Annotated in this window: 16 protein-coding genes, 2 pseudogenes and 1 other annotated feature; of the genes and pseudogenes, 15 read left to right on the forward strand and 3 right to left on the reverse strand. The window is 43.3% G+C overall.

Translation table 11 applies throughout. The features are described from left to right. Positions 1-135: 135 nt before the first annotated feature. A pseudogene (locus H8S54_RS05640) lies at positions 136-444 on the reverse strand (IS1634 family transposase); the annotation flags it as partial. 611 nt (positions 445-1,055) lie between these two features. Between H8S54_RS05640 and H8S54_RS18825 the strand changes: the two are divergent. Next, positions 1,056-1,459: pseudogene (locus H8S54_RS18825) on the forward strand (recombinase family protein); the annotation flags it as partial. After that, positions 1,425-1,604 carry a hypothetical protein gene (locus H8S54_RS05655; RefSeq protein ID WP_173766000.1) on the forward strand — a complete coding sequence of 60 codons (180 nt, stop codon included), beginning with the start codon at positions 1,425-1,427 and terminating at the stop codon, positions 1,602-1,604. The pseudogene H8S54_RS18825 and the gene H8S54_RS05655, both read left to right, overlap by 35 nt. 133 nt (positions 1,605-1,737) lie before the next feature. Here H8S54_RS05655 and H8S54_RS05660 read toward each other — a convergent pair whose 3' ends face one another. Then, the gene (locus tag H8S54_RS05660) at positions 1,738-2,628 is read right to left on the reverse strand and encodes a helix-turn-helix transcriptional regulator (RefSeq protein ID WP_117850472.1); all 891 of its coding nucleotides are present in this window, start codon (positions 2,626-2,628) and stop codon (positions 1,738-1,740) included. Between the two features lie 315 nt (positions 2,629-2,943). Here H8S54_RS05660 and H8S54_RS05665 point away from each other — a divergent pair, with 315 nt between their 5' ends. From H8S54_RS05665 to thrS, 13 genes are all read left to right on the forward strand, one after another. Then, positions 2,944-4,236 carry an ABC transporter substrate-binding protein gene (locus H8S54_RS05665; protein ID WP_117850470.1) on the forward strand — a complete coding sequence of 431 codons (1,293 nt, stop codon included), beginning with the start codon at positions 2,944-2,946 and terminating at the stop codon, positions 4,234-4,236. A gap of 79 nt (positions 4,237-4,315) precedes the next feature. Further along, the gene (locus H8S54_RS05670; RefSeq protein ID WP_117850467.1) at positions 4,316-5,203 is read left to right on the forward strand and encodes a carbohydrate ABC transporter permease; all 888 of its coding nucleotides are present in this window, start codon (positions 4,316-4,318) and stop codon (positions 5,201-5,203) included. A gap of 12 nt (positions 5,204-5,215) precedes the next feature. After that, positions 5,216-6,061, forward strand: a complete 846-nt coding sequence (locus H8S54_RS05675) for a carbohydrate ABC transporter permease (protein ID WP_117850464.1) — start codon at positions 5,216-5,218, stop codon at positions 6,059-6,061. Between the two features lie 32 nt (positions 6,062-6,093). Then, the gene (locus H8S54_RS05680; RefSeq protein ID WP_019162665.1) at positions 6,094-8,193 is read left to right on the forward strand and encodes a glycoside hydrolase family 3 C-terminal domain-containing protein; all 2,100 of its coding nucleotides are present in this window, start codon (positions 6,094-6,096) and stop codon (positions 8,191-8,193) included. 4 nt (positions 8,194-8,197) lie between these two features. Continuing rightward, the gene (locus H8S54_RS05685) at positions 8,198-8,968 is read left to right on the forward strand and encodes a polysaccharide deacetylase family protein (RefSeq protein ID WP_117850459.1); all 771 of its coding nucleotides are present in this window, start codon (positions 8,198-8,200) and stop codon (positions 8,966-8,968) included. A gap of 86 nt (positions 8,969-9,054) precedes the next feature. Continuing rightward, positions 9,055-10,623, forward strand: coding sequence for a glycoside hydrolase family 43 protein (locus H8S54_RS05690; RefSeq protein WP_117850457.1), 1,569 nt, complete (start codon positions 9,055-9,057; stop codon positions 10,621-10,623). A 476-nt stretch (positions 10,624-11,099) separates the two neighbouring features. After that, positions 11,100-12,533: an adenylosuccinate lyase gene (gene purB / locus H8S54_RS05695; RefSeq protein ID WP_117850454.1), complete on the forward strand. Its 1,434-nt coding sequence runs from the start codon at positions 11,100-11,102 to the stop codon at positions 12,531-12,533. 58 nt (positions 12,534-12,591) lie between these two features. Beyond that, positions 12,592-13,872, forward strand: a complete 1,281-nt coding sequence (locus H8S54_RS05700) for an adenylosuccinate synthase (RefSeq protein WP_173768391.1) — start codon at positions 12,592-12,594, stop codon at positions 13,870-13,872. 149 nt (positions 13,873-14,021) lie between these two features. Beyond that, a complete protein-coding gene (locus H8S54_RS05705) occupies positions 14,022-14,843 on the forward strand; it encodes an HAD family hydrolase (protein WP_173768389.1) in 822 nt (273 codons plus the stop codon). Positions 14,844-14,879: 36 nt separating this feature from the next. Then, a complete protein-coding gene (locus H8S54_RS05710) occupies positions 14,880-15,806 on the forward strand; it encodes a dipeptidase (RefSeq protein WP_021924646.1) in 927 nt (308 codons plus the stop codon). A 497-nt stretch (positions 15,807-16,303) separates the two neighbouring features. Next, entirely contained in the window at positions 16,304-16,819 is a 516-nt protein-coding gene (locus H8S54_RS05715; protein ID WP_021924645.1) for an SEC-C metal-binding domain-containing protein, read from the forward strand. Between the two features lie 120 nt (positions 16,820-16,939). Next, positions 16,940-17,686, forward strand: coding sequence for a YdcF family protein (locus H8S54_RS05720; RefSeq protein WP_147342978.1), 747 nt, complete (start codon positions 16,940-16,942; stop codon positions 17,684-17,686). A gap of 296 nt (positions 17,687-17,982) precedes the next feature. After that, positions 17,983-18,190 (forward strand) — a binding site (T-box leader). A 126-nt stretch (positions 18,191-18,316) separates the two neighbouring features. Beyond that, a complete protein-coding gene (gene thrS / locus H8S54_RS05725; protein WP_117850443.1) occupies positions 18,317-20,251 on the forward strand; it encodes a threonine--tRNA ligase in 1,935 nt (644 codons plus the stop codon). Positions 20,252-20,347: 96 nt separating this feature from the next. Here the strand turns inward: thrS and H8S54_RS05730 are convergent, their stop codons facing one another. After that, positions 20,348-21,217, reverse strand: a complete 870-nt coding sequence (locus H8S54_RS05730; protein ID WP_117850441.1) for a shikimate dehydrogenase — start codon at positions 21,215-21,217, stop codon at positions 20,348-20,350. Between the last annotated feature and the right edge of the window lie 26 nt (positions 21,218-21,243).

Raw genomic sequence — 21,243 nt, forward strand, 5'->3', positions numbered from 1 at the left:
TTTGACAGTTGTAAGGTGACAAAACGGCTACAAACCCAGTAAATATGGGTGTTGTGGCCGTTTTTCTTTTTGCAGCGATATGTACTATATTATCCTTGCTTTGATTTTATCTGTTTTGTATTCTTGATGAGGGTCCGCATAAAACCCATCATACATTTCTTCTTTCTGGATCTGTTTTTCATCAAGATCATAAACTTGTTTTTCAGCAATCTCACCATCAGTAGTAACGGAAGTCTTTTTCACGAAACGCATAGGATCGTTTTGGCTCTTCCCTTTTCTTTTGCGCCCAGGTGTTGTGATTATCCGTTCAGCCCTTTCAATTTGTCGGACGCGGATCTTTCTCTGGTAGGCTTTGTACTTAGGAGAATAAGTGACAATTAAAGTCTCATCCATGTCCCCTGTAACAACAGGTACTTCCTTGTAGTAGATCGTGTTATAGACTTTATACCGCCTTGTAGAAGAGCGTGCACGCACTGGCAGTTATGAGACCAGAACGCAGATGAGAGGCCGGAAAACAATTCTTACAGAAAAACAGCACCACGATATTCTGGAACTTGTGCAAGAACAACCGGATATCACAATGAAGGAGATTGTCGAAACGCTTCATTTACCTGTAGGCGATGAAGCTGTCAGGCGTTTTCTGATAAAACAAGGTTACACTTATAAGAAACAGTCTTTGCATGCAAAAGAACAGGAGCGTCCCCGATGTGCAGAGAAAACGCAGTCAATGGATAGAAACTATATCTGGTGCAAATGCAGAACATCAAATATATCTCGATGAAAGCGGTATTAATACAAACTTCACAAGACACTATGCACATGCAGTACATGGGAAACGTGCCATTGATATTGGTATCGCTAACGCTGGTGATGGTAAACTCATTCCCGTTGATGGTTTTAAAGGTGTCCATGCCCAACTTGATGCCCGAGAAGAATTCCGACATGGATTCCTGGACGGAAATTTCCTTTTCTATCGTTTCCCTGGATTTCTGCGAATCCTCGTAATTCTTTCTGGCTCGGAGAGAAAATCATATGTTTCCGCAGGCAAGGTCTGGATATGCCGATATCGGCCGGGAACTTATTCCGCTGTCCCTCTGACGCAGGTCAAAAAGCGGAAAACCGCAGCATACGCACGGGTGTCCACCGATCATGAAGATCAGGCATCGAGCTATGAGGCACAGGTAGATTACTACACGAACTACATAAAAAGCCGTGACGATTGGAAATTTGCCGGCATATATGCGGATGAGGGTATTTCAGGCTGCAATACAAAAAGCGTGACGGCTTTAACAGCATGGTGTCGGACGCGCTGGACGGACGCATCGATTTAATCGTAACAAAGAGCGTTTCCAGATTTGCCCGCAACACGGTTGACAGTCTTACGACAATCCGAAAGCTGAAGGAACACGGCACGGAGGTCTATTTTGAAAAAGAAAATATCTGGACATTTGACGGCAAAGCTCGAAATTACACAAGATGCTATTGCACGCAAAAAGGCGCAGCGGCAGATGATGGAAAATTTTATGGAAACGCTGCAGTCCCTGCCGGAGCAGGTCGAGATCCTTGTTTTTGAAAGGTTAGGAAAAATAAAAAGGTATCTGTAAAAATAAAATTGTATCAAAGACAGCGAGAAGATAGAACCTTTCCTCTGACCAGAAAACTGCGAAATGTAGTTATCAGTGAATATCTGGGGGGTATTTGCTGCAAAGCAGCAAATACAGACACCTGCCTCCGGGATTACTTTTTCCCGGAAGCAGGTGTTTTTTGGAATTGTGAATCATACATATTTCGGAATTCTGTGGGAGTGCACAGGTTTAATTGTTTGAACATCCGTAAAAAGGCGGACAGGCTGGAAAAGCCTGATTGTATTGCCACTTCGGTAACAGCAAGCTCCGGATCCAGCAAAAGAGATTTTGCGTATTCAATTCTTTTCTGGTTCAGAAATTTGTAGAAGGAGGAATTAGTATATTGTTTAAAAAGGCGGGCAAAGTGATATTTGCTGAATCCTGCCAGACTGGCAACCTCCTCCAGAGTAAGGTTTTCAGAAAAGTGGTTGCTGATATAGTCGGTGATAAACAGAAATTTCTCCATATATTCTTTCTGATGGTGAATATCACGGTCTCCGTCCTGCTGATGAAAAGCTTTGTGATTTCTGCCAATATCCACAAGGATTTCCAGGAATTTTGCAATGATGGAAATTTCGGAATAGGTGGTAAAATTCATATATTCATCCTTAATTTCTAACATAAGACTGTGGATGTGTTCATAGACCTGTGGATATTCTTCCTTGGTGATCAGAATGGCGGGACTGAGGAGTGGAGTGATCAGATCTAGTTCTTTTAGCTTGATGTGGCTCAGGTCGGGCTGAAAAATAATCCTTTCTCCTGTTGCCGGAGCAAAGAGCTCGTGGAGCATACAGGGACATATAACAAGAATTTCTCCTTCTTTGATATGATAATCGTTATAACCGCAGACTACCCGGTAGTCATTGATAACAGGCATGATCACTTCGAAAGAAGGGTGCCAGTGAGGAGGATAGTTTTCGGCTTCATCATTGTAATAAAGACATATCTGGGTATCTGCTTTGTAATCAACAGTTTCATGAATTCCCTGTAAATTATGGATCATATGGACTCCTTTACACCTAATTATTGCTTTTGATAGCAAATGTTGATTTTTAATGTTTGTGTATATAATGTATCAAAAACATGTGTAAATGGCAATATATAACATTGGAAAAATTGAAATAATAAAAACATATGTCAAAATATATAAAAAAGAATATAAAAATCTATTAAAATTGACATATTGAAGAAAATAGTAGTAGATAAATAGCAAGAATTGATAGCAACATGACAAGAATTATGGAGCCAATCACAGGACATTCTGATATAGTAGAACCATCAAGAAACGAGGTAATGAATCAAAAGGAGGATTAAAAAAATGAACAAGAAGAGATTACTTTCAGTATTACTTTCAGCAGCTATGGTAGCGGGAACCATGGCAGTAGCAGTGCCTGCATATGCAGATGACACAGAGGAAATCACATGGATGTTCTGGGATGATCTGGAAGCTACAGAGGATCTGGTTTCCAAAGGATATAAAAACATTATTGATCGTTTCAATACAGAATACGAAGGGAAATACCATGTAACACCGATCACAACAAACCTGGAAGAATATGACGGAAAATTAAATGCTCTGATCGCAGCAGGACAGACACCGGATGTATATATCTGCAACCCGGGACCGAACATGGATGTATATGTAAATGCAGGAGCAGCAGCAGACCTGACAGACATTCTTGAAAATCAGGAAAAAGACTGGTATGCAACATTTACAGATGGAATCTTTGACAGACTGACTTATGATGGAAAGATCATGGCAGTTCCAACAAACTTCGCAGCAGCCTGTGTATACTATAATACAGAGCTTTTTGAGAAGGCCGGAGTAGAAGTTCCGACTACCTATGATGAACTGATCGATGTATGTAAGAAACTGCAGGATGCTGGTATTACACCAATCTCCTGTTCCGCAGGAACTGCATGGTGCCTGTCAATGATTGCCGGTTATCTTTGTGACCGTTCAGGTGTAGATCTTCAGGCAATCGCAGATCATACAGCAAACTGGACAGACGATAACTGTATTGCAGCAGGTGAGAAATTAAAAGAGTTATCTCAGTATTTCCAGGAAACAGCAGCTGGTGACTCCAATGATCAGGCTACAGCAAACTTCTACAATGGAGATGCAGCAATGCTGGTACAGGGATCATGGGCTATCGCTCAGATCAATGGTAATAATTCTGATTTCCAGAGCAAATGCGGTGTATTCCAGTTCCCTGGAATCGACGGAGCAAATGATCCGAACCGTATGATCGTTAAAACAGACAACTTACTGATGAGTTCTACAACAGAGCATCAGGATGCAGCAATCGCACTGATGAAGATGTTTACAGATGAAGAAGCACAGAAATATACAGCAGAAGTAGCAGGAAAATTCCCGATTATCAAAGATCTTGACATTGACTATGACAAAGCTCCTGCACAGCTGAAATATGTTCAGGATATCATGGACAAAGCAACTGGTACTTTTGGATTCTACAATGAATCTCTGGCATCTGTAGAAGCCGGTGACTGCTTCGACAATGCAATGGTTGATATATTCCTTGGAAACCAGACTCCGGAAGAAGCCTTCCAGACAGTACAGGATTTCTATGAAGAAAACGTCTGGGAATAATTGTGGATAGATAGTACAGAATTTACATGGCTGCTGCGGAAGAAAAAAGTTCCGCAGCAGTTTTTAAATGGAGGCAATTATGGATAAAATTTTACGTAATAAGAAGGCTATTTTCATATTTATCGCACCGGCACTGATCATGTTTGTCCTGGTACTGGTTATCCCTATGGTGCAGATGGTTTATTATTCTTTATGCGATTATGCGGCATTGACACCGCCCAAATTTACCGGACTTGCAAACTATAAAAAGCTATTTTTTCAAGATTCTACATTTAAAATTGCGTTAAAAAACTCTATTTTCTTTATGATCTTTTCTGCTATCACTCAGCAGGTGATCGGCCTTGGTCTTGCAGTTATGCTTACCAATATTAAGAAAGGCAGAAACCTTTTCAAAAATATTTATTATCTTCCATCCGTTCTTTCCTCAGCAGCCTTAGGTCTTTTATGGGCATTTATGTTTAACCCAAAGATCGGTATCAATAATCTGCTGGCACAGTTCGGAATCAAAGGCCCTCTTTGGCTGATGGATTCCAAAGGTTTTATTGTACTTCCCATGTGGGTAATTGCATTTGTTGCCTTATGGCAGTATGTTGGACAGAATATGATGCTTTATATGGCTCAGATCACAGGAATTTCTAGAGACATATATGAAGCTTCTTATATAGATGGCGCATCAAAGACACAGTCATTCCGTTATATTACACTTCCACTGATCAAACCAATGATGGTAACTTCACTTTCATTGAACTGTATCGGTTCTCTTAAATTCTTTGACCTTGTGTATAACATGACTCAGGGTGGACCAAACCACAGAACCGAGGTGCTTGCGACAGAACTTTATGCAGAAGGTTTTAACTATTTTAAATATGGTTATGCCAGTGCGATTTCTGTAGTCTTACTGGTTATGTGTCTGATTGTAACATTATTGGTTAAAAAAGTAATTAAAGTTGAAACTTACGAGGGCTAGGAGGTAACAGAGATGCAGACAAAAAAATCAAGAAAACCGGTAAAGCCTGTTACAGTAATTCTTTATATATTTCTTATTGCACTTGCTGTGATTTATGTGGCTCCGCTGTTATGGATGTTAAGTGTTTCATTCAAAGATAATGCAGGCGTAATGGCAGCTCCATTTGCCCTGCCGGAAGTATTTCACTGGGAAAATTACCAGCAGGCATGGACAATGGGTAAGCTTGGAACTGCACTTGTAAACTCAGTACTGGTCTGTGGGATCACACTTGTAGTCAGTCTGTTTTTTGGAGCAATGGCAGCATTTGCCATTGCAAGAATGCGTTGGAAATTATCAGAAGCAGCACACACATTTTTCCTGATCGGAATGATGGTTCCGGTACATTGTATCCTGATTCCGCTGTTCGTACGTTTTGCAGGGCTGGGATTGACTAACTCAAGAGTAGGTCTGATGATCCCGTATATTACGTTTTCCCTTCCGATGACTATTTTCCTTCTGACAGGATTTTTCAAATCTATGCCTGGAGAGTTGTTTGAGGCAGCAGCCATTGACGGATGTGGAATTTACGGATGTTTTTTCAGAATCGCACTTCCACTTTGCAGAACAGGATTCTTTGTTTCCGGTCTTATGACATTTGTTGGTAACTGGAATGAACTGTTGCTGGCTATGGTATTTATCTCAGACCCGGTAAAGAAAACACTGCCTGTAACACTTACATATTTCGTAGGACCATATGCTACCAACTATGTACAGATGTTCGCGGCGATCATTATCGCAATTGCACCTACCGTTATTGTATACTGCCTGTTCAGTAATCAAATCGTAGAAGGTCTGACTACAGGTGCTGTAAAAGGATGATGTATGAAAGGAATGTGTAAAAGGAGGCTTGTATGAACAGAGACGAGGCAAGAAAGAAAGCGCAGGAACTGGTATCCAAAATGACATTGGAAGAAAAAGCCAGTCAGTTAAAATATGATGCGCCGGCTATAAAGAGACTTGGTGTCCCGGCTTATAATTGGTGGAATGAAGGACTTCACGGGGTAGCCAGGGCAGGACAGGCAACTGTATTTCCGCAGGCAATTGGCATGGCTGCTACATTTGACAGAGATTGCGTAGCTGAGATGGCAGATATTGTAGCAACAGAAGGACGTGCAAAATACAATGCATATTCCAGTGAAGAAGACAGAGATATCTATAAAGGACTGACATTCTGGTCTCCCAACGTAAATATTTTCCGTGATCCGAGATGGGGCAGAGGCCATGAAACTTACGGGGAAGATCCGTATCTGACCAAAGAGCTTGGAGTAGCTTTTGTAAAAGCTCTTCAGGGTAATGGAGAAACTATGAAAGCTGCGGCATGTGCAAAGCATTTTGCAGTGCATTCCGGACCGGAAGCGATCAGACATGAGTTTGATGCAAAGGCATCTGCAAAAGATATGGAGGAAACTTATCTGCCTGCATTTGAAAGCCTGGTAGAGGAGGCTGATGTAGAGGCAGTTATGGGAGCATATAACCGCACAAATGGAGAACCCTGCTGTGGAAGCCCTGCTCTGCAGAAAAAACTGAGAGATGACTGGAAGTTCCAGGGACATTTTGTATCAGACTGCTGGGCGATCAGAGATTTCCATGAACATCATATGGTGACTAATACGGCTTATGAGTCAGCAGCACTTGCCATTAATAATGGCTGCGATCTGAACTGTGGAAATACATATCTTCATATTATGAAAGCATATGAAAAGGGGCTTGTCACAGAGGAAAGAATTACGGAATCAGCAGTAAGACTTTTTACTACCAGATATCTTCTTGGGTTATTTGATGGCAGTGAATATGATGATATTTCCTATATGGAAGTAGAATCAGCAGAACATCTGGCAGCAGCAGAGAAAGCAGCAGCGAAGAGCTTTGTACTTTTGAAGAATAATGGAATTCTTCCATTAAAAAAAGAGAATATCAAAACAATCGGAATTGTGGGACCTAATGCAGACAGCAGAAAGGCTTTGATTGGAAACTATCATGGAACTGCATCCAGATATATTACGATCCAGGAGGGAATCCAGGATTATGTAGGTGAGGATGTGAGAATTCTTAGTTCTGTAGGAAGCGAGTTGTTTAGAGACAGGACAGAACCTCTGGCATTTAGCAGAGATCGTCTTGCGGAAGCTAAGATCGTTGCAGAAAACAGTGATGTGGTGATTCTTTGTGTAGGTCTGGATGAGACACTGGAAGGTGAAGAAGGAGATACCGGAAACAGCTATGCATCCGGAGACAAAGAGAGCCTGAAGCTGCCTCAGTCCCAGATTGATTTAATGGAAGCAATGGCTGGTTCCGGAAAACCGGTGGTTCTCTGTCTGATGGCAGGAAGTGATATTGACATGAGCTATGCAGCAGAGAAATTTGATGCAGTTATGGTTCTGTGGTATCCGGGAAGCCAGGGCGGAAAAGCGGCAGCAAAAATTCTGTTTGGGGAAAACTCCCCATCCGGAAAACTTCCGGTTACCTTTTACGAGAGCCTTGAAGAACTTCCGGAATTTACAGATTATTCCATGAAAGGCAGAACCTATCGTTATATGGAAGGAAAAGCACAGTTCCCCTTTGGATATGGACTTACCTACAGTAATGTAAAAGTAGAAAATGCAGAGGTAAGACAGTGCGGACGGCAGATAACAGTAGAGGCAGAAGTATATAATAAGGGTAATGCAGATACGGAGGAAGTTGTTCAGGTTTATGTAAAAAATCTTGACAGTAAAAATGCAATTCCAAATCCTGCACTGGGAGGATTCCAGAGAATTTTTGTAAAAGCAGGAGAACGCAGAAAAGTTATGGTTCCTGTCTGGGAAAAGGCATTTACAGTGGTAGATGAAAATGGAAAACGTGTAGAGGATGGCAGGAAATATGAGATTTTTGCAGGCTGTAGCCAGCCGGATGAAAGAAGTATAGAGCTTACCGGAACAGCACCTGTAAAGATAATCTGGGAGAAAGAAGACTGAGCTTATGAAATTTGAATTGTTTTATCCGCAGTGGAAAGACCAGGCAGTTACATTCAGTTATGATGATGGCCAGATTTTTGATAGAAGACTGGTTGATATTTTTAATAAATATAATCTGAAAGCAACATTTCATCTGAACTCAGGGACTTTGGATACAGAAGGATTTATAAAAACACAAGAACTGAAAAGCTTATATCAGGGACATGAAATTGCCTGCCATGGTGTTGCACATGAGTATCCCACACATCTTTCGCAGGAAAGGCTAGTTCAGGAATTTTATCAGGACAGATGCAGTCTGGAGAGAGAAACGGGAAGGATTATCAGGGGATGCTCTTATGCATTTGGAGAATATGACGAAAGGGTCATCAATACTCTGAAGAATCTTGGGTTTGCATACAGCAGGACCGTGGAGTCTACAGGAAATTTCCGCATTCCGGAGGATTTTATGAGGTGGACTCCGTCCTGTCATCACAATGATGCATTCAGGGGAATTGCAGAAAAGTTTTTGCACAAACCGGATTATCAGAAGCTTCCTCTTCTCTATGTATGGGGACACAGCTTTGAGTTTGACCGGGAACAGACATGGGAGCAAATGGAAAGCTTCTGCAGAAAGATTTCAGACCATGAGAATGTGTGGTATACCACTAATATAGATTATGTGAATTATATGAATGCAGCCAGAAACCTGATATTCAATGCAGAATGTACCTATGTAGAAAATTTATCAAAAATAAAAATATATTGTAAAATAAATGGAGAGTGCCAGATCTTATAATCTGGCATTCACTGATATAGGGTTTGCTGAAAAGCATATAAGAGAGTTTACAGACTTCATATTTGATTTACGGGAGGAAATGATCAATGATAACTTGTAAAAATCCGATTTTAAGTGGCTTTTATCCGGATCCGTCCATATGCAGGGTAGGAGAGTGGTTTTATCTGGTTACATCTACTTTTGCATATTTTCCGGGAATTCCTGTATTTCGCAGCAAAAATCTGGCACAATGGGAGCAGATCGGCAATATATTGACACGGGAGAGCCAGCTACCCTTACAGGGCTGTGAACATAATGAGGGGATTTATGCTCCTACACTTCGGTGGCATGAGGGAACTTTTTATCTGATCACTACCAATGTATCTGGCGGTGGAAATTTTATAGTAACTGCAAAAAATCCCCAGGGTCCATGGTCAGAACCTCATTTTTTGGAAAATGCCAGGGGAATCGACCCTAGCTTATTCTTTGATGAGGATGGAACCTGTTATTATATCGGGCAGAGAGAAAATTCCCGTGGCGGCAGGTACAATGGTGATTGCGAAATATGGATACAGAAGCTGGATTTACAGACTTTCAGGCTAGAAGGGGAGGCACATCCTGTTTTATATGGATTCCAGAGAAATGCAATCTGGCCGGAGGGTCCTCATCTTTATAAAAGAAATGGTTATTACTATATTTTTCATGCAGAAGGTGGAACAGCGGAGCATCACAGTGAAATGGTGGCCAGGAGTAAAAACATTTTTGGTCCCTATGAATATGCAGGGACAAATCCGATCCTGACGCACAGACATTTGGGAAAAAATGCGGAGATTACCTGTGTAGGACATTGCGATCTGACTGAGGATGAACAGGGAAACTGGTTTATGGTTGTTCTGGGCTGCAGACCTGTGGACGGAAAGACATTTCTGGGAAGAGAGACTTTTCTGGCAAAGGTAGAGTGGGAGGATGACTGGCCGGTGGTAAACCCGGGAGTAGGAATGCTGGAAAAGGAAATCTGTCTGCCTGGTGAGAAGGATAACTCTATGCCCGGAGAACTGAATGAAGTCAGAAATTACAGTTTCAAAAATATGACAGATAAAAAGCTTCCACTGGATTTTATGATGCTCAGAAATCCCCAGCCGAATGCTTATACAATAGATGAACAGGAAGAATGTTTAAAACTTCCTGCAAAAGCTGTGGCAATTGGGGATAATGGGAGTCCTTCGTATGTTGCGGTGAGACAAAAGCACCATAGATTTCAGGCAGAGACGGAGTTTTTGTTAAAAGCAGGAGAAAAAGGTGACAGAGCCGGAATTGCCTATCTTCAGAATTCTCAGAATTATCTTCTGGCAGAATATGGAGAAGTGGGGGCAGACGGCTATATCTATGTCACAGTATGTATCAATGGAACAGAGAAGATACTTGCAGAAAAGAAAACAGAGAAAAGAGGTATGCAGACCCTGAGATTGCGCGTAGACCAAAGCCTGGCACAGGTATGGCTGATTCGGCCTGAGACGGAAGAAAAATCACAATGTATAATCAGGGAGGTGGATATCAGCCATATGTGTACAGAAGCGGCAGGCGGTTTTACCGGCTGTACAGTGGGAATGTATGTACACTCTGAACAGAAACAGAGTACAGGCTGTGCGCAGTTTTGCAGATTTACGGTAAAGTAACAATCATTCTGATGATTCCGGCAATTGGTTGTTCTGCCTTTGCGTTTGTGTTAAGATCCCATCTTTGACAGTTGTAAGGTGGCAAAACGGCTACAAACCCAGTAAATATGGGTGTTGTGGTCGTTTTTCTTTTATTATACTACACTATTACAAACAAGCACATATAAAAACGTAAAATTTGACATAAAAAATGCAGGTTTTATAAGGCCTGCAGGGTGATTTTTAATTATTCAACTGTCAAACTCCCGCCTCTGAACATGTACGAATGAAGGAATTCCTGGGAAAATTCCATCAGGGGCTTGCTTAAAATCTTTGGATGTTATATAATCCCCTTGTATGTGGAAAAGACTGAGGCATCAGTCTGCCCTGAAATATAGGAAATTTATCCACATTATGTCTGTAGTCCGGTATTTGCCGCATACAGACAGGCTGCAAAGTGAATTATAAATATTTACTTAGAAACAGGAGAAAAAAGAATGAGTACAGACAGATATACAAGCCCTTTGTCTGAGCGTTACGCCAGCAGGGAAATGCAGTACATTTTTTCACAGGATATGAAATTCCGCACCTGGAGAAAACTCTGGATCGCTCTGGCAGAGACTGAGAAAGAGCTTGGACTGAACATTACCCAGGAACAGATTGATGAACTGAAGGCTCATGCAGATGATATCAACTATGATGTTGCCAGAGCACGTGAGAAAGAAGTGCGTCATGATGTTATGTCCCATGTATATGCTTACGGTGTGCAGTGTCCGAAAGCAAAGGGAATTATCCATCTGGGAGCCACATCCTGTTATGTAGGAGATAATACAGATATCATCGTTATGACAGAAGCACTGAAGCTGGTTCAGAAGAAGCTGGTGAATGTAATTGCAGAGCTTTCAAGATTTGCTGACAAATATAAAGATCAGCCAACACTTGCATTTACACATTTCCAGCCGGCACAGCCAACTACAGTGGGTAAACGTGCTACACTGTGGACACAGGAATTTATGATGGATCTTGAAGATCTTGAGTATGTTCTTGATACCATTAAGCTTCTTGGCTCCAAGGGTACTACCGGTACACAGGCAAGCTTTCTTGAGCTGTTTGACGGAGATCAGGAGACCATTGACAAGATTGATCCTATGATCGCTGCGAAGATGGGCTTTAAGGAATGCTATCCGGTATCCGGACAGACCTATTCCCGCAAGGTTGACACTCGTGTTGTGAATGTGCTTGCAGGAATTGCAGCAAGTGCGCACAAGATGTCCAACGATATTCGTCTTCTTCAGCATCTGAAAGAGGTTGAAGAGCCATTTGAGAAATCCCAGATCGGATCTTCTGCTATGGCATATAAGAGAAACCCCATGAGAAGTGAGCGTATAGCTTCTCTTTCCAGATATGTAATGGTAGATGCCTTGAATCCGGCCATCACTTCTGCTACCCAGTGGTTTGAGAGAACTCTGGATGATTCTGCCAACAAGCGTCTTTCTGTTCCGGAAGGCTTCCTTGCAATTGACGGAATCCTGGATCTGTGTCTGAATGTTGTAGATGGTCTTGTAGTCTATCCGAAGGTTATTGAAAAACATATGATGGCTGAGCTGCCTTTTATGGCAACTGAGAATATCATGATGGATGCAGTAAAAGCCGGCGGAGACCGTCAGGAGCTTCATGAGCGTATTCGTGAGCTTTCTATGGAAGCCGGAAAGAACGTAAAGGTAGAGGGTAAAGATAACAACCTTCTTGAGCTGATCGCAGCAGATCCTGCATTTAACCTGACCTTAGAAGAGCTTCAGAAGACCATGGATCCGAAGAAATATGTAGGTCGTGCGAAAGAGCAGACTGAGACCTTCGTTTCCAAAATTGTGAAGCCTGTTCTGGATGCACATAAGGAAATGCTTGGAATGACAGCAGAAATTAATGTCTGATAAACAGAATTTTTATAGTAATAAATCAATTCGATCAAACACAGGAGGAATTTGAGTTATGATCAAAGCAGTAGTTGGAGCAAACTGGGGAGATGAAGGTAAAGGAAAAATTACCGACATGCTCGCTGAGAAGGCTGATATTATCGTTCGTTTCCAGGGCGGTGCAAATGCAGGACATACTATCGTAAATGATTATGGTAAGTTTGCACTTCATACCCTGCCGTCAGGTGTATTTTACGGACACACTACAAGTGTGATCGGCAACGGTGTTGCTCTTAATATCCCTGTATTTTTTAAGGAATACAATGAAGTAGTAAGCAAGGGCGTTCCGGCACCGAAGATCCTGATCTCTGACAGAGCACAGATGGTTATGCCATACCATATTCTGTTTGATCAGTATGAGGAAGAGCGTCTGGGCGGCAAGTCCTTTGGTTCTACCAAATCAGGTATTGCACCTTTCTATTCTGATAAATATGCCAAAATTGGCTTCCAGGTAAATGAGCTTTTTGATGCGGATCGTCTGAAAGAGAAGCTGAAAAGCGTTTGTGAGACAAAGAATGTTCTTCTTGAGCATTTATATCATAAACCTCTTCTTAATGTGGACGAGCTTTTCGCAGAGCTGATGGAATACAAGAAAATGGTTGCACCATATGTATGTGACGTTTCCCTGTATCTGAACAATGCATTAAAAGAGGGCAAGGAGATTCTTCTTGAGGGACAGCTTGGAACTCTGAAGGATCCTGATCACGGTATTTATCCGATGGTTACTTCTTCTTCCACACTGGCTGCTTACGGTGCAATCGGAGCAGGTGTTCCGCCATACGAAATCCAGAAGATTGTTGTTGTAAGTAAAGCTTACTCCAGTGCTGTAGGTGCTGGTGCATTCGTTTCCGAGATTTTCGGCGAAGAGGCTGATGAGCTTAGAAGACGTGGCGGTGATGGCGGAGAGTACGGTGCTACCACAGGACGTCCGAGACGTATGGGATGGTATGACTGTGTGGCTTCCAAATACGGCTGCCGTCTTCAGGGTGCTACTGATGTGGCATTTACGGTACTTGATGTACTTGGATACCTGGATGAGATTCCGGTTTGCGTAGCTTATGATATCGACGGAGAAATCACCACTGAGTTCCCGACCACAGCTAAGCTTGAGAAAGCAAAACCTGTGATCGAGAAGCTTCCAGGCTGGAAATGCGATATCCGCGGAATCAAGAATTATGAGGATCTTCCGGAGAACTGCAGAAAATACATCGAGTTCATTGAGGAGAAGATTGGATATCCGATCACCATGGTTTCCAACGGACCGGGAAGAAACGATATCATCTACAGAAATAAATAATTGGAAGAAAGCGGAATGGGATTTCCGCCTGACCTTGAGGGATAACACTGCGCCGGAGGATTTTCTCCGGCGCAAGCTGTATCTGGATGATTTTCCTTTGAACAGGTCAGAGCTTATTTCAGAGAAAAAATAAATACAGGTGTTAATAAATGAAGAATTTTAAACGAATAGCAGCCATTCTTGGAGTGGTAATTTTGCTGGCAGTGTGCTGTCTGCCCATGATCTTTGCGTTTGGAAGCGGGGAGAATTCCCAGGGGAATTTTAAGGCAGCAGTGGGCAGCGTCATTCTGGTGCCAGTGCTGGCTTATGTATTTTTGATGGTTTACAAGCTTCTGAAAAAAGAGGATAAGGAGGCAGAGGGCGAAGTGAAAAATATTATTTTTGATGTGGGACAGGTTCTGGTTTCCTATGAGTGGGAAGATTATCTGAAAAGTTTCCATTTCCCGGAAGAAGAGGAGAAGCTGATCGCAGAGGCTGTGTTTAAAAGCCAGACCTGGAATGAGCGTGACCGGGGGCTTTTCCCGGAGGAAGAGTACCTGAAGCAGTTTATTGCCGCACTTCCGGCTGAGTATGAGGAGGATGTGAAGCGGGTTCTTAGAGAATCTGAGAAAACGATCCAGATTAAGGATTACGCTGAGACCTGGACCAGCTACCTGAAGAGCCAGGGCTATCATCTGTATATTCTGTCAAATTACAGTCAGTTTATGCTGGATCACACCAGAGCGAATAAAATGCCTTTCCTGAAAAATATGGACGGTGTTATTTTCTCCTGTGAGGTAAAGGAAATCAAGCCGGAACCCCAGATTTACAGGACCCTTCTTACAAGATTCGGATTGAAGCCAGAGGAAAGCGTGTTCTTGGATGACCGCCCGGAGAACTGTGAGGCCGCAAGAGTGCTTGGCATTCACGCCATTGAATTCCATAATCTGAAGCAGGCTGCGAAGGAACTTGAGAAGCTTGGGGTGAAGTAGAACCATACAAATATAAGGGCAAAGGATGTTTCGAAGATGAATTATTTTGACTGCCATGCAGATACACTTACGGAGATTATTTCAGGAGAAACCCTGGATCAGAATTCCGGGGATCTTGACTTAAACCGACTGGGGGATTTTGTGGAAAATTACACCCAGATTTTTGCAGTGTGGAAGGATGCACAGAATTTAAATAAAGAGGATCCTGACAGGGACTTTCTGCAGCTGTATCACCGTGCAATTGCATATCTTGAGGAAGAAAACCGGAAAATCCTGCTGTGCAAAAGCGGTGAGGACATGAAAAAGGCGCATAGCATGAGAAAAGCAGCTGCCTTTTTATCCATAGAGGACATTTCCCTTATGGGAAAATACGTGGAAAATGTGAGAGAGATGGGCTTTCGCTTTGCTATGCTGACCTGGAATTATGAGAATAAATATGGATGCGGAGCTGCCTTTGACCAGGAGAAGGGTCTGACATCTGAGGGAAAAGAACTGGTGAAAACTCTTCTTTCCCAGAATCTGGTAATGGATGTTTCCCATCTGTCCGATCAGGGTGTGGAAGACCTGTTTGGGCTGACAGACAGACCCATCATTGCGTCCCACTCAAATGTAAGAGAAGTGAGGGACAGACCGCGAAATATAAAGAAAGAACATTTGAAGGAACTGATTCGCAGAAAGGGAATCATTGGAATGAATTTCTTTTCCAATTTTGTGGGAGAGGAGCCCAAGGTGGAGGACCTGCTTCGCCATATGGATCAGGTTCTGGAAATGGGAGGAGAGGACTGCCTTGCCATTGGCAGTGATTTCGACGGCTGCTCCGGAAGATTCCCGGAAGGAATTAAGGGCGTTCAATCTGTTCCAGACCTGCGCAGAGCCCTTCTTGCCCATGGCTTTGGTGAGAGCCTGGTGGAGAAGATTTTCCATGAAAATGCATACCGGTTTGTTTTGGAAAATGTAAAATAGAAGAACAAAATGTAAGCGCCCCGGATTCTGAGAGTACGTCAGAACCCGGGGCGTTTCGGGGAGGATATAAGTTGATCTATATTACTGTTCACTGGTACTGTTCCGCGAGGTGTTTTGTGTGAACAAAGTTCACACAAAACCCGAGAATTAAGTTTGCGCAGCAAACGCTGCTTCTTGTGCATTGCACAAGAAGGTTCGTCTTTCTGTGCATCGCAAAGCGTGTTGCTGGGCACAGAGTGAACAGTAACAATCTCATTTGTCTTTTGTACTGCCATATCATTGAAGGGGGTTCAATGAATTTGCTGTTCATCACTGAACACTCATAGTATGGGCTTTCTTCTCTTTTTTTATACATATGTCACAGAAAAACAGGTAAAATTTTATGAAAACCTTAGAAGAAAAAATAGGATTTGTTTTTTTGACAAAAAGATGTTATAATAAAATTCAGCTGTAAAACGGCATAATTACGAAATTTTTGTTGAAAAGAGGAATAAGAAATGAGCGATAAGACCATTTTAGAGCAGTGGCGTGCCATTGCCTATGACCAGCAGGCAGACCGTAATAAACTCCAGCAGTTCTGGGCAAGATATTTTGCTATTGAGAAGAACATTTATGCACAGCTTCTTGAGAATCCGGACGAAGTCGTTACCGGTACAGTAAAAGAGCTGGCTGAGAAATATAATCAGGAAGTTCTTACCATGGTTGGTTTCCTTGATGGAATCAACGACAGCCTGAAGATCCAGAACCCGATCGAGACTATGGATGAGAACACTACCGTAAGCCTTTGCTTCGACAAAGAGCTTCTTTACAAGAACATGGTAGACGCTAAGGCTGACTGGCTTTACAATCTTCCACAGTGGGACAAGATCTTCACACCTGAGAAGCGTAAAGAGCTTTATCTTGAGCAGAAGAAATCCGGTACTGTTGTGAAAGCACACAAGATTGGACGTAACGATCCGTGTCCATGCGGAAGCGGAAAGAAATATAAATTCTGCTGCGGTAGAAACAAATAATCATAGTGCATAATGGACCGGAAGCCAGATGAGCTTTTGGTCTTGGGGAACGGATTGCAAGGGTGGCATAGCTGTCCTGCAATCCGTTTTGTGTATCTAACAGGAAAGTGAGAATAGAATTTGAGTTTACTATGTTTTTGTGCAGGCAGTATCTGTCTGGCCTATTACCTGTTGATTGTGGTTTATGCGGGGATTACCGCTGATTTCGCCTGGATCTGGTTGGTACTGGCGGCAATTTTGGAAGGCGGCGCAGTTTTGATCCGCTATGGAAAAAATCATCCCGGATTTTTCCCAGGATGGGTGAAATATGCAGTATCAGCAGTGGTGCTGCTGGGAATCGTGTGCTTTGCAGCACTTTGCAGCCTTGTGGTTTCCGGTATGAAAACATCAGCCCGGAAAAATCTGGATTATGTGGTAGTGCTTGGCGCCCATGTAAAAGGGGATGTACCGTCCAAGGCACTGGAGCTTCGCCTGAAGGCAGCACTGAAATATGCCAGGGAGAATGAGGACACGATCCTGGTTCTTTCCGGCGGACAGGGCTTCGGGGAAGATATTACAGAGGCGAAATGCATGGAGAATTACCTCACAGCCCATGGGATTTCCAGGGAGCGGCTGGTGCTGGAAGAGAAATCCACCAACACAAAGGAGAATCTGAAATTTTCGGATGCGCTTACAGGCTGCAGCCAGAAAAATACGGGAATCCTGTCCAATAATTTTCATGTGTACCGTGCGGTGAAAATAGCAGAAAAAGCAGGATATGAACATCCTTATGGAATAGCAGCCCCATCAGACCCAATCATGCAGGTTCATTATGTGGTGCGGGAAGCAGCGGCTCTTATAAAGGCGAAAATTTATGGGAATATTTAAAAGAGAAATGATCATACTGCTTGTTAGGCATTTATGAATTCATTCATGCCTGCGTACAGGACTTTCATTGTTACTGTTCATAGGTAATATTCCGCGAGGTGTTTTTTGTGAACAAAGTTCACAGAAAACCCGAGGTTTGCGGCGCGAAATCATGCAAAGCATGATTTCTGTGCATCGCGAAGCGTGTTACTGGGCACGGAGTGAACAGTAACCTTTCATTGCAAATTTTTCTCCTCTTTGTTTTTGTAGTTATTGACAAACCCAGAACCCAAGGCTATAATGAGGCATAGTGATAAGAAAACACGTTGACGAGAAGAGTAAACTGTGGAATGTTTCAGAGAGAGGCAGGCAGCTGGAAATGCCTTATCAGGAAGCAGTTGAAAACTACCTCTGAGTGACCCTAATCCGGTCCGGTGATTCCGTTACCATCAAATAAGTGGCCTGGTTTACAGATACGTATGCTATGGCAAGCAGGGTGGAACCGCGAGTATACTCGTCCCTTACAGTGTGAGAGCATTGTAAGGGGCTTTTTTATTTCGTCCCTGCAAAGGCAAACGTTACCATACGTTTTTTGTATCAGACAGTTTCCTGCCAGATACAGTTTCAGAAAAAGAAAAGGAGACACGAATCATGATTATCACATTAAAAGACGGTTCTAAGAAAGAATACGCAGAAGCAAAATCCGTTATCGACATTGCATCTGACATCAGCGAGGGCCTTGCAAGAGTAGCCTGTGCAGGTGAAGTTGACGGAGAGGTCGTTGACCTGAGACATGTAGTTGACAAAGACTGCGAGTTAAGCATTCTTACATTTGAGGATGAAGGCGGCAAGGGAGCTTTCCGTCACACCACATCCCACATTATGGCACAGGCTATCAAGAGACTGTACCCGGATGTAAAGCTTGCAATCGGACCATCTATTGCAGACGGATTTTATTATGATATTGACAGCGAGAACCCGATCACCACAGAGGATCTTGCAAAGATCGAAGCTGAGATGAAGAAGGTAGTGAAGGAAGCACTTCCGATCACCCGCTTCACCAAATCCAGAGAAGAAGCAATCGCATTTTTCAAAGAGAAAGATGAGCCATACAAGGTAGAGCTTATCGAAGATCTTCCAGAGGATGCTGAGATCAGCTTCTATCAGCAGGGCGAGTTCGTTGACCTTTGTGCAGGACCTCACCTGATGACAACCAAACCAGTAAAGGCATTCAAGCTTACCAGCATTGCAGGTGCTTACTGGAGAGGAAGCGAGAAGAACAAAATGCTTACCAGAATCTACGGAACTTCCTTCACAAAGAAAGCAGATCTGGAAGAGTACATCAACCGTATGGAAGAAGCTAAGAAGCGTGACCACAGAAAGCTTGGCAAAGAGCTTGGACTGTTCATGATGAGCGACGAGGGTCCTGGATTCCCGTTCTTCCTTCCAAAGGGAATGGTTCTTAAGAACACACTTCTTGACTACTGGAGAGAGATTCACCAGAAAGCAGGATATGTTGAGATTTCCACACCAATCATTCTGGCTCGTCATCTTTGGGAGACTTCCGGACATTGGGATCACTATAAAGAAAATATGTACACAACTGTTATTGATGAGCAGGATTTTGCAATTAAGCCAATGAACTGTCCAGGCGGTATTCTTGTATATCAGTCTGAGCCACGTTCTTACCGTGATCTGCCGCTTCGTATGGGTGAGCTTGGTCTGGTACATCGTCATGAGAAATCCGGTCAGCTTCACGGACTGATGCGTGTACGCTGCTTCACACAGGATGATGCCCATATTTTCATGATGCCGGAGCAGATCCGTGAGGAGATCAAAGGCGTTGCAAAGCTGATCGACGAAGTATATCAGCTGTTTGGATTCAAATATCATGTAGAGCTTTCCACACGTCCTGAGGATTCCATGGGAAGCGATGAGGACTGGGAGATGGCTACAGACGCTCTTCGCGGAGCTCTTGACGACCTTGGTCTTGACTATGTGGTAAATGAAGGAGACGGAGCATTCTACGGACCGAAGATCGACTTCCATCTTGAGGACTCCATCGGAAGAACCTGGCAGTGCGGTACCATTCAGCTTGACTTCCAGCTTCCGCTTCGCTTTAACTGCGAGTACATTGGAGCTGACGGAGAGAAACATCGTCCGATCATGATCCACCGTGTAGCATTCGGTTCTATCGAGCGTTTCATCGGTATCCTGATCGAGCATTTTGCAGGTGCTTTCCCAACATGGCTTGCTCCTGTTCAGGTTAAGGTGCTTCCGATTTCTGACAAATATATGGACTATGCAAACAAGGTTCTGGATGATTTGAAAGAGTCTGGCATCCGTGCTGAGATTGATACCCGTGCTGAGAAGATCGGCTACAAGATCCGTGAGGCAAGACTTCAGAAGATTCCTTACATGCTGGTTGTTGGTGCGAAGGAAGAGGAAGAGGGCAAGGTTTCTGTAAGAAGCCGTTTCCTTGGAGATGAAGGTGCAAAGGATCTTCAGGAGTTCATCACTTCCATCAAAGCTGAGATCAAGAGCAGAGAGAACCGCAAGGTAGAGGTTCAGGAAGAGAAGAAATAATCTATGTAAAAAATAACAGGCGCTGCTGTAAAAAGCGGCGCCTGTTTTCTTAAAATGTGAATTTTGTTATGAAACAGAGTACTATCAGGAGAAAAATCAATCAGCGAAGAAATTTGCCTTAATTTCCTTCACTGGCATTTCTTTCCCGGTCCATAAGCGGAAAGCCTCTGCACCCTGATAAAGAAGCATATACATACCGTTAAAGGTACGGCAGCCAGCCTCTCTGGCTTCCTTGAGGAAACGGGTTTCCCGGGGATTGTAGATGACGTCGGATACGATCAGGTCCGGGTGATAGAGGGAAGTATCTTCAATAATCGTTCCCTCAGTGTTTGGGGCCATGCCTACGGAAGTTGCATTGAGGAGCAGGGCACTTTCAGAAATGGCCTGGGCAAGGGCTGCCGTATCCTTATTTTCGTGAAGGACTGCCTTGCAGGGAAGAGTGGAGTTGATATTTTCTGCAAGCTTCTGGGTGCGATCCCAGAAACGGCTGGTTTCCCGGGCAAAAATGTGGATTTTTTCCACGCCGTCAAGAGCAGCCTGTGCACAGATGGCAGTAGCAGCACCGCCGGCACCCATGATCGTGATGGTTTTGCCTGTGATGTCATAGCCGGCATCTTTGACTGCCTGCATATAGCCAACACCGTCTGTGTTGTATCCGGTAAGATGTCCGTCATCATTGACAACGGTATTCACTGCACCGATCAGTCTGGCTGCCGGGGAAAGCTCGTCCAGAAGCTCTACAATCTTGTTCTTGTTCGGCATGGTAAGATTAAAACCGCGGATGCCGCAGGCCTTCAGACCATCGACAGCTGCCGGAAGAGTCTCTTCATTTACCTCAAAGCATAAATAGGTGTAGTCAAGGTCAAGAAGCTGGAATGCTTCGTTATGCATAAGGGGAGAAATACTGTGCGCTACCGGGCTTCCAAGAAGTGCGGTAAGACGGGTATGGCCGGTAATTGGAATCATAAGGAACCTCCTGAAATTTTATAAAC

The sequence above is a fragment of the Blautia segnis genome (genome assembly GCF_014287535.1).
Classification (GTDB): domain Bacteria; phylum Bacillota; class Clostridia; order Lachnospirales; family Lachnospiraceae; genus Blautia_A; species Blautia_A acetigignens.